This window comes from uncultured Microbacterium sp. (assembly GCF_913776565.1).
Classification (GTDB): domain Bacteria; phylum Actinomycetota; class Actinomycetes; order Actinomycetales; family Microbacteriaceae; genus Microbacterium.
In genome coordinates this window covers 1-8,546 of record NZ_CAJYPF010000025.1, presented here as the reverse complement: position 1 = coordinate 8,546, position 8,546 = coordinate 1, and the positions used below count along the sequence as shown (strand labels likewise).

General features: G+C 69.8%; 9 protein-coding genes. 8 read left to right on the top strand and 1 reads right to left on the bottom strand.

The features are described 5' to 3' along the window. The 5 genes from era to QZ433_RS01620 form a co-directional block, all read left to right on the top strand. A partial coding sequence (era, locus tag QZ433_RS01640; protein WP_295779705.1) for a GTPase Era occupies window positions 1-725 on the top strand: 725 nt, incomplete at its 5' end. Window positions 726-800: 75 nt separating this feature from the next. Further along, a complete protein-coding gene (locus QZ433_RS01635; RefSeq protein ID WP_295779704.1) occupies window positions 801-1,748 on the top strand; it encodes an NADP-dependent oxidoreductase in 948 nt (315 codons plus the stop codon). Next, window positions 1,745-2,335: a GNAT family protein gene (locus QZ433_RS01630; RefSeq protein ID WP_295779703.1), complete on the top strand. Its 591-nt coding sequence runs from the start codon at window positions 1,745-1,747 to the stop codon at window positions 2,333-2,335. Before QZ433_RS01635 ends, QZ433_RS01630 begins: the two co-directional genes overlap by 4 nt. Before the next feature lie 180 nt (window positions 2,336-2,515). After that, window positions 2,516-4,276 carry a 2-isopropylmalate synthase gene (leuA, locus tag QZ433_RS01625; RefSeq protein WP_295779702.1) on the top strand — a complete coding sequence of 587 codons (1,761 nt, stop codon included), beginning with the start codon at window positions 2,516-2,518 and terminating at the stop codon, window positions 4,274-4,276. A gap of 79 nt (window positions 4,277-4,355) precedes the next feature. Further along, entirely contained in the window at window positions 4,356-5,138 is a 783-nt protein-coding gene (locus tag QZ433_RS01620; protein WP_295779701.1) for an MOSC domain-containing protein, read from the top strand. 60 nt (window positions 5,139-5,198) lie between these two features. Here QZ433_RS01620 and QZ433_RS01615 read toward each other — a convergent pair whose 3' ends face one another. Next, a complete protein-coding gene (locus QZ433_RS01615; protein WP_295779700.1) occupies window positions 5,199-5,891 on the bottom strand; it encodes a TRIC cation channel family protein in 693 nt (230 codons plus the stop codon). A 202-nt stretch (window positions 5,892-6,093) separates the two neighbouring features. On the opposite strand from QZ433_RS01615, the gene recO reads away from it, so the two are divergent. From recO to QZ433_RS01600, 3 genes are read left to right on the top strand one after another with little or no spacing between them, the layout of a single operon-like run. Further along, window positions 6,094-6,822 (top strand): DNA repair protein RecO, encoded by a 729-nt coding sequence (gene recO / locus QZ433_RS01610; RefSeq protein WP_295779699.1) that lies wholly within the window; start codon window positions 6,094-6,096, stop codon window positions 6,820-6,822. Beyond that, window positions 6,819-7,622 (top strand): isoprenyl transferase, encoded by an 804-nt coding sequence (locus QZ433_RS01605; RefSeq protein ID WP_295779698.1) that lies wholly within the window; start codon window positions 6,819-6,821, stop codon window positions 7,620-7,622. The genes recO and QZ433_RS01605 overlap by 4 nt, the downstream gene beginning before the upstream one ends. A gap of 49 nt (window positions 7,623-7,671) precedes the next feature. Next, window positions 7,672-8,355, top strand: coding sequence for a DsbA family oxidoreductase (locus QZ433_RS01600; RefSeq protein ID WP_295779697.1), 684 nt, complete (start codon window positions 7,672-7,674; stop codon window positions 8,353-8,355). Window positions 8,356-8,546: the final 191 nt, after the last annotated feature.

The window sequence follows — 8,546 nt, the reverse complement described above, 5'->3', positions numbered from 1 at the left end:
TGGTGGTCGACACCCCCGGCATCCATCGCCCGCGCACCCTGCTCGGGCAGCGCCTGAACGACCTCGTCGAGCAGGTGCTCGGCGATGTCGACGTGATCGCGTTCTGCGCGCCCGCGACCGAGAAGGTCGGCCCCGGCGATCGACGGATCGCCGAGTCCCTCTCGGGCTACCCGCGCGCCAAGAAGGTCGCCCTGGTCACCAAGACCGACGCGGCCACGCGCGACCAGATCACCGAGCGCCTCGTCGAGGTCGACGCCCTGCGCGAGGACTGGGCCGCGGTGATCCCGCTGTCGGCCGTGACCAATGACCAGCTCGACGTGCTGAGCGACGAACTGTTGGCGCTCATGCCCGAGGGCCCGGCTCTCTATGCCGACGACGTCGTCACCGACGAGACGCTCGAGGACCGTATCGCCGAGATCATCCGAGAGGCCGCCCTTCACGGCGTCCGCGACGAGCTGCCCCACTCGATCGCGGTGACCGTCGATGACGTGGCCGCGCGCGAGGACAGCGATCTGACCGATGTCTACGCCAATATCGTCGTCGAGCGCGACAGCCAGAAGGCGATCATCATCGGAAAAAAGGGATCACGCCTCGCCGATGTCGGGGCGCGCGCCCGCGCCGGCATCGAGCCTCTCGTCGGTGGGCGCGTCTATCTGTCGCTGCACGTGCGCGTCGCGAAGGAATGGCAGCGTGACCCCAAGCAACTCGGTCGGCTCGGCTTCTGACCAGCCCCACCGATTCGCCGACGCCGAGGACTACGCTCGGCCACGACCCCCGCATCCAGGACGAAAGGCGTGAGCATGGCGAAGAGGTGGACGGCTCCGGAACCCGGGCCCATCGATCGGTGGAGCTTCGACGAGGTCGAGATGTCCGCGCCCGGAGCGGGCGAGGTCTCGATCCGCGTCCGTGCCGCGGGGGTCAACCCGGCCGACGCGAAGCACGTCGCGACCGCCCGCCCCGGTGCCGAGTTCCCCGTCCCGATCGGCTACGAGCTGTCGGGGGAGATCACCGCGATCGGCCCCGACGCCGTCGGAGGATCCGGTGAGCTGACTATCGGCGACGAGGTCGTGGCCTTCCGGGTGCAGGGCGCTTACGCGACCGACATCACCGTTCCCGCCCGGGACGTCTTCGCCAAACCCGCGCCCCTCTCGCACCCCGAGGCGGCGAACCTCCTGCTCGCGGGCACGACCGCGGCCGAGATGATCCAGGTCACCCGCGTCGCGGCCGGCGACACCGTCCTGCTGCACGCCGCCTCCGGCGCGGTGGGCGTCAGCCTGCTGCAGCAGGCGCGCGAGCTCGGCGTGCGCGTGATCGGGACGGTGGGACCGGATGCCGAGGACTCCGCCGCTCGTGTGCGTCGCTACGGCGGCATCCCGGTGGCCTACGGCGACGGTCTGCGGGAGCGGGTCGAAGAGGCGGCCGACGGGGTCGCCATCGTCGCCGCGTGGGACGCCGCCGGCACCGGCGAGGCTTTCGACGTCTCCCTCGCCCTCGTCTCCGAACGCGACCGCATCGTGACGATCGTCGATCCCGAACGTGCGAAGAAGGACGGTGTGCTCTGGATCGCCGGGGCCCGGCCCGAGAGCGCCCGCTTCCGCGACATCGCCCGCGCCCGCGTGCTCGAGCTCGCGGCATCCGGGGTCCTCGAAGTGCCCGTGGCGCGCACCTATCCGCTCGCCGACGCCGTCGAGGCCGTTCGCTTCGTCATGGAGGGTCACCCGGGCGGCAAGGTCGCCCTGCTGCCGTGAGCACACCGCCGTTCTCGCTCAAGCCCGCACCCGACCGTCTCGACGTGAGGCGGGAGCGCGTGCGGCTGCGCCCCTTCGAGGAGCGCGATCTCGACGCCATGGCCGCCTACCGCGGCGACGCCGAGGTCTGCCGCTACCTGCCCTTCGATCCGCAGACCGCCGACGACATCCGTCGACGCAACGGAGCCCTCATGGGGCGGACGACGCTGGAGGGCGAGAACGGCGGCGTCATGCTCGCGGTGGAGCGCCTCGACGACGACGTCGTGATCGGCGACCTCGTGCTCTTCCACGTCGATGTCGCCGCGGGCTCCGCCGAGATCGGCTGGGTGATGAGCCCGGCGGCATCCGGTCGGGGGCTCGCCACCGAGGCCGTGCGGGCGCTGATCGATACCGCGTTCGAGGTGTACGGATTGCGCCGGTTGGTGGCCCGGATCGATCCCGACAACGCCCGTTCGGTCGCCCTGGCCGAGCGGCTCGGCATGCGGCGCGAGGCCCACTTCGTCGAGGAGGACTGGTTCAAGGGCCGGTGGAGCGACCTGCTCGTCTACGCCGTCCTCGCGCGCGAATGGGACACGCCCGCGGGGTGAACGCGGTGACCGCCGGTCCGCGGTGGACGGATGCCGCGGCACGGGGCTGCTACGATCGCAGAATGCGCTTCGGTGGCCTGCTTCTTCTTAGCTGCCGCGACGAGTCCTCGTTCTAAGGGCCTTCCTCGTCGCGGAGATCGTCGTCGGCCCCACCGAACGAATCTAAAGAAGCGACACATCATGAAGAACACGCAGAAGCCCACGTCCGCTCCGGTGCACAAGTACCGTCCCTTCCACGAGCAGATCCGGGTCGAGCTGCCCGACCGCACGTGGCCGTCGAAGCGCATCGAGGTCGCGCCGCGCTGGTGCGCCGTCGACCTGCGCGACGGCAATCAGGCCCTGATCGATCCGATGAGCCCCGAGCGCAAGCGCGTCATGTTCGACCTGCTGGTGAAGATGGGCTACAAGGAGATCGAGGTCGGGTTCCCGAGCGCGAGCCAGACCGACTTCGACTTCGTCCGCCAGCTGATCGACGACGACCTCATCCCCGACGACGTCACGATCCAGGTGCTGACGCAGGCGCGAGAGCACCTGATCGCCCGCACGTACGAGGCGATCGCCGGCGCGAAGCAGGCGATCGTGCACCTGTACAACTCGACCTCCGTGCTGCAGCGCGAGGTCGTGTTCCGCACCGACGAGCAGGGCATCGTCGACATCGCCCTCGAGGGCGCGCGCCTGTGCAAGAAGTACGAGGCGACGATCCCCGAGACGCAGGTGTTCTACGAGTACTCGCCCGAGAGCTACACCGGCACCGAGCTCGAGTTCGCGCTGCGCATCTGCAACGAGGTGCTCGAGGTGTTCCAGCCGACGCCCGAGCGCAAGGTCATCCTGAACCTGCCGGCCACCGTCGAGATGGCCACGCCCAACGTGTACGCCGACTCGATCGAGTGGATGTCGCGTCATCTGAACCACCGCGAGAACGTCATCCTCTCGCTGCACCCGCACAACGACCGCGGCACCGCCGTCGCGGCGGCGGAGCTGGGCTACATGGCCGGCGCCGATCGCATCGAGGGGTGCCTGTTCGGAAACGGCGAGCGCACCGGCAACGTCGACCTGGTCGCACTGGGGATCAACCTGCTGACGCAGGGCATCGACCCGCAGATCGACTTCAGCGACATCGACCAGGTCAAGCGCACCGTCGAGTACTGCAACCAGCTGCCCGTGCCCGAGCGCAGCCCCTGGGCCGGCGACCTGGTCTTCACCGCGTTCAGCGGTTCGCATCAGGATGCCATCAAGAAGGGCTTCGAGGCCATGGAGGCCCGCGCGGCCGCCGAGGGCAAGACCGTCGACGAGATCGAGTGGGCGGTGCCGTACCTGCCGATCGACCCGAAGGACCTGGGGCGTTCGTACGAGGCCGTCATCCGCGTGAACTCGCAGTCGGGCAAGGGAGGCGTCGCGTACCTGCTGAAGGCCGACCACGCGATCGACCTGCCGCGCAAGCTCCAGATCGAGTTCTCGGGCGTCGTGCAGGCCCGTACCGACGCCGAGGGAGGCGAGGTGTCGAGCGCTCAGATCTGGGACATCTTCACCGACGAGTATCTGCCGTCGAAGGACGACGATCAGCGCTGGGGCCGCTTCGAGCTGCTGTCGACCCGCTCGTCGAGCGACATGTCGGGCGATGTGCACCTCGATGTCTCGCTGCGCGACGGCGACACCACCCACCCGGCCTCGGCAGTGGGCAACGGCCCGGTGGCCGCGTTCCTCGAGATCGTGCGCTCGCAGGGCTTCGACGTCACGCTGTACGACTACGTCGAGCACGCCCTCAGCTCCGGTGGCGACGCGCAGGCCGCGGCCTACGTCGAACTGCAGGTCGACGATCAGCGCCTGTGGGGCGTCGGCATCGACGGCGACATCTCGACCGCATCGCTCAAGGCGATCGTGTCGGGTGTGAACCGCGCGATCCGCACGCGCCAGGCCTCGTCCGCTCTCGCCGGCGTCTGACTGCTCCGAGGCGCCGCCGTCCCCGTCGGGCGGCGGCGCTTCGACGCTCCCGGAACGGCGCGGATGCCAGGATGAACACGTGATCCGCATCGACGCCCTCTTCCGCTACCCGGTGAAGGGCTTCACGCCCGAACGGCGCGACAGCCTCGTGATCCAGCCCGACGGGCGGGTGCAGGGCGACCGTTCGCTCGTCTTCCGCTTCGCGGACGCGGTCGAGCCCGAGGACGCCACCTACCCCAAGAGTCGCGGTCTCGCGCTCATGACCTTCCCCTCGCTCGCGCGCGTCGACCTCGCGTTCGACGACGAGGCGCGGACCCTGCGGCTGCGCGTCGACGACCTCGACGTGACCGCCGACCTGAGCGAGGCGGGTCGTACGCGGCTCGCCGAGGCCGTCACCGCCTACCTGCGGACCACCGGCGATGCCCGACTGCTCGAGGCCGACGGCATCCTGCCCCTGGGTCTTCTCGGCGACGGCCGTACGGCGCGTTTCCAGGACCGTCCGCAGGGGTTCGTCTCACTGCACGGAGCGGCTTCGGTCGCCGACCTGGATGCCGCGGTCGAGGCGCCCGTCGACGACCGGCGCTTCCGCTCGAACATCGTCGTCTCGGGTACCGGCGCGTGGGAAGAGCTCGGCTGGTCCGGGCGGGTGCGCATCGGCGACGTGGAGTTCGAGGTGCAGAAGCCGATCGAGCGGTGCGCGGCGATCACCGCGAACCCCGACACCGGCGCGCGCGACGCACGTCTGCTGCGCGTGCTGACGACGGAGTTCGGTCAGTCCGAACCGACCCTCGGCATCCTGCTGCTGCCCGTCGCCGAGGGCGGCACGATCCGGGTCGGCGACGAGGTCATCCTCGACGCCTGAGTCGCCAGGAGTTGTCGCCTCGAGCGCGCGCGAGGCGACAGATCTCGGCACCGCGCGCGGTCAGTCCTCGACGCGGATGATCGGGATGCCGGTCGTCTCGACCGCGACCTTACGGCGGTAGAGCTTGCGCTGCTCGGGCAGCGACAGGTCGAACAGCACCGCGAGCACGCGGATGACGGTCGTCACCACGACACCGATCACCGCGGCGACCGGCAGCGGCACGCCGAAGGCGGCGGTCGTCGCCAGCACAGCGCATCCGCCACCCGCCGCCACGGCGTAGAGCGAGCCCACGTGCATGATCGCGACCGGAAGCCCCATCAGCACATCGCGCAGCACGCTGCCGCCGGCCGCGGCCAGGACGCCGACGAAGATGGCGGGCACCGCGGGCATCCCCAGGGCCAGGGCCTTGGACGTGCCGAAGGCGCCGAACAGACCGATCACGACCGCGTCGAGCATGACGATCGCCCGATTGAGGCGTTGGAAGATCCCCGACAGCAGCATCCCCACGATCGAGGCGAGGGTGGCCGTGATCAGGTACCAGTTGCTCTGCAGCGTGGCCGGTGTGAGGCCGAGCAGCAGGTCGCGGATGAGACCGCCGCCCATTCCGAGCAGGATGCCGATGATCGCGACCCCGAGCAGGTCCAGGCGTCGCTGCCCCTGGAATCCCGAGGCGAACAGCGCCCCCTGCACGCCGCCGAGCGCGACGGCGGTGAGGTCCGCCCACAGCGGGATGACGAAGGTCGGGGTGTCCACGGCATCCATTCTGTCCGGCGCGGGCCGGACTCGCCGACCGGGCAGGCGTTGTTCATCTGCACGAGCAGTGGGGCCCATGTGCATTTGCGCCCCCCTCGAGGCCACCCCCGCCCCGCGACTCCGACGGATGAACGCGATCCGCGCCGGCGGGGACGGGCGCGGCGCGCAGGCCGCTCTCGGGCAGCCGGGCCGATAATGGACTGTGCCCACCTACCGCGACGAAGTCGTGGTCCTGCGTACCCACAAACTGGGGGAGGCGGACCGCATCCTCACCCTCCTCAGCCGCCGCAACGGCAAGATCCGCGCGGTGGCGAAGGGCGTGCGCCGCACCTCGTCGAAGTTCGGGTCGCGCCTCGAACCGTTCATGGTCGCCGACGTGCAGCTGTTCAAGGGACGCAACCTCGACATCGTGCAACAGGCCGAGTCGCTCGGCGCGTACGGCGCCGACATCGTCGTCAACTACGACCGGTACACCACCGCCAGCGCGATGGTCGAGACCGCCGACCGGCTCAACGAGGCCGAGGCCACACCGCAGCAGTACCTGCTGCTGGTGGGCGGCCTGCGCGCGCTCGCCCGGGGCGAGCACTCCGAACGCAGCGTGCTGGACTCGTACCTGCTGCGCGCGATGGCGCTGTCGGGCTGGGCGCCCGGCCTGACCGAGTGCGCGCGGTGCGGCACGATCGGCGATCACCCGTACTTCCTCCCGCAGCTCGGCGGGGTCGTCTGCTCGACCTGCGCCCCCGCGGGGTCTCCGCGCGTCGCACGCGAGACGGTCGACATGCTCCGCGCCCTCATGGCGGGGGAGTGGGACACGATCGACGATGCTCCCGGTCGCACCGTGGCCGCCGCCTCGGGCCTGGTCGCCGCCTACGCCCAGTTCCACCTCGAACGGGGCATCCGTTCGCTCTCGCACCTGGAGTCGCATCGATGACACCCAAGCCGTTCACACACCGCGACGCCGTGCCGTACCGCCCCCTGGATTGGACGGGGGAGTACCCGCCCACGTATCCCAAGGGCGCCGTGCCGGAGCATGTCGCGATCGTCATGGACGGCAACGGCCGGTGGGCCAACCGCCAGGGACTCACCCGTGTCGAGGGGCACCGCGCGGGAGAGGCTGCTCTGCTCGACGTCGTCGCCGGCGCGATCCAGGCCGGGGTGAAGCACCTGTCGGTCTACGCCTTCTCGACCGAGAACTGGTCGCGCTCGCCTGACGAGGTGCGCTTCCTCATGGGCTTCAACCGCGAGGTGCTGCACCGCCGCCGCGACCAGCTGAACGAGTGGGGCGTGCGCATCCGGTGGTCGGGCCGCAAGCCGCGCTTGTGGGGTTCGGTCATCAAAGAGCTCCAGCATGCCGAGAAGCTGACCGAGACGAACTCCACGCTCACGCTGACGATGTGCGTGAACTACGGGGGCCGCGTCGAGATCGTGGATGCCATGCGCCGCATCGGCGACGACATCGCCGCGGGGCGGCTCAAGCCCTCGGCCGTGACCGAGAAGCTCATCCGCAAGAACCTCTACCAACCCGACATGCCCGACGTGGATCTGTTCGTCCGCTCGAGCGGCGAGCAGCGCACCTCGAACTTCCTGCTGTGGGAGTCGGCGTACGCCGAGATGGTGTTCCTCGACACGCTCTGGCCCGACTTCCGCCGCACGCATCTATGGGATGCGATCGGGCTGTATCTCTCGCGCGATCGGCGGTTCGGCGGCGCGGTCGACGCCCCGACGGCGTGACGGATGCCGCCGGCGGAATAGATCCACGATCGAAGGAGTTGCACGCGATATGACGGATGCCATCAAGATCGACGTGTGGAGTGACATCGCCTGCCCCTGGTGCTACATCGGCAAGCGCAACCTCGAGAACGGCCTGGCCGCCACGGCCGCCGACGACGACGCACCCGTCGTCGAGATCGAGTACCACTCGTTCGAGCTCTCACCCGACACCCCCGAGGACTTCCACGGCGGCGAGGTGGACTACCTGTCGCAGCACAAGGGCATCTCGCCCGAGCAGGCCCGCGAGATGCTCGACCGCGTCACCGGCGTGGCCGCCGAGGCGGGGCTCGCGTACCGCTTCGACATCCTCCAGCACACGAACACGGTCAAGGCGCACGAGCTGCTGCACTTCGCGAAGGAGAACGGTCGCCAGCTCGAGCTGGCCGAGATCCTGATGTCGGCCTACTTCCTCGAGGGCAAGCACGTGGGTCGCGACGACGACCTGGTCGCCCTGGCCGTCGAGGCGGGTCTGGACGAGGATGCCGCCCGCGAGGCGCTGTCGTCGCAGCGATTCCGTGCGGCCGTCCGCGCCGACCAGGAGCAGGCCCGCCAGTTCGGCATCTCGGGCGTGCCCTTCTTCGTCATCGACGGCAAGTACGGCGTCAGCGGCGCGCAGCCGGTCGAGGCCTTCACCCAGATCGCCCGTCAGGTCTGGGGAGAACGCCGCGAGTCCGTGGAGACCGCCGACGCGTGACGCCTTCTGCACACCGGTGCCCGTTCCCGACTCTTGCGGGGGCGGGCACCGCCGCGTACGACCGTCTGGGAGAATGAGACAGTGAATACGGCTTTGGCTCCGACGCGGACGCTCCGCATCGGCAACATCGAACTCGACGCCCCGGTCGTGCTCGCTCCCATGGCCGGCATCACGAACACGGCGTTCCGGCG